Consider the following 1,183-nt stretch of genomic DNA (forward strand, 5'->3'; position numbering starts at 1 on the left):
TTTGATGTGACCCCAAAAAGTTAGAGTTTTATATTAAGCAGCTAATTGGTTGGTATGAATACGGTATTGAACCGGACTCATGCCTGCCAATTTTTTCTTTATACGCTTGTTATTATAATAAAAGATATGTTCTTCAATCTTCTTTTTTAAATCTTCAAATGAGCACTTCGGTTCTCCATAGTACATCTCTTGTTTTAGTATGCCGAAAAAGCTTTCCATGGGTGAATTATCTAGACAGTTACCTTTTCGTGACATACTCTGGAACACTTTATTTTCTTTAAGTTTTTTCACCCATTTCTTATGTTGATAATGCCAACCTTGATCAGAATGAACAGTCGTTCTATACTTTGATTCTTTTACTATTTCTAGAGCTTCCTCAAGAGGCTTGAGAGCCAACTCTAAGGTTGGGCGCATACTTATCCCGTAAGAAAGGATTTCGCCATTAAACAAGTCCATAATTGGATTTAGATACAGTTTTATACCATCTGAGCACTTGAATTCTGTGATATCTGTTGTTAATTTTTGATGACACACACTTGTGTGAAAACGACGATTGATACGGTTTTTGGCAATCGTTCCAACGGTTCCTTTGTAAGAATTATATTTTCGTGACTTTCTACTAAATTTCTCGCATTTAAGTCCGAGTTTAGTCATGATGCGTTGAACCTTCTTGTGATTTACTTTGAGACCACCTTGTTTTAACTCTAAACAGATACGACGATACCCATAATTCCCACCATGTTCCTCAAACTTAGATTGAATGCATTCTTCTAGTTTTTGATCGGGATTCTCCTTCTTCATCACTTTTATATGATAATGGTAGGAGGATTCAGGAATTCCAACTCTTTGTAGAACATCTTTTAGTTTGAACTTTTCTTTGAGTTCGAATGATAACGCTGCTTGTGCTTTTCGAGATAACCCTCCGGATCCATCTGAAAAGCTCGCAACTTTTTTAAGTATTCTACCTCTAAACGAAGAAGCTCGTTCTCTCTTACAAGTTTTTGTTCGTATGTCATTTCTTTTTCTGTACATCGATTTTTTTTATTCTTAGCTTTATCAGACATGGGTGATCTTCCTTTCGCTCTATCCAGGCCTTCAACACCATTTTCCAAAAAAGCTTTCTTCCATGTGCCTATCATCGAAGGAGTGGATAATCCAAAGTAAATCGCGGTATCCATCTCTG

Annotated in this window: 1 protein-coding gene and 1 pseudogene; both read right to left on the reverse strand. The window is 36.2% G+C overall.

All coding sequences use genetic code 11. From position 1 onward, the window contains the following. Nucleotides 1-33 precede the first annotated feature (33 nt). Nucleotides 34-960: an IS3 family transposase gene (locus LQ50_RS24020; protein WP_237563792.1), complete on the reverse strand. Its 927-nt coding sequence runs from the start codon at nucleotides 958-960 to the stop codon at nucleotides 34-36. Beyond that, nucleotides 861-1,183 (reverse strand): annotated as a pseudogene (locus LQ50_RS26160) (helix-turn-helix domain-containing protein); the annotation flags it as partial. The gene LQ50_RS24020 and the pseudogene LQ50_RS26160, both read right to left, overlap by 100 nt.

This window comes from Halalkalibacter okhensis, assembly GCF_000787375.1.
Classification (GTDB): domain Bacteria; phylum Bacillota; class Bacilli; order Bacillales; family Bacillaceae_D; genus Halalkalibacter; species Halalkalibacter okhensis.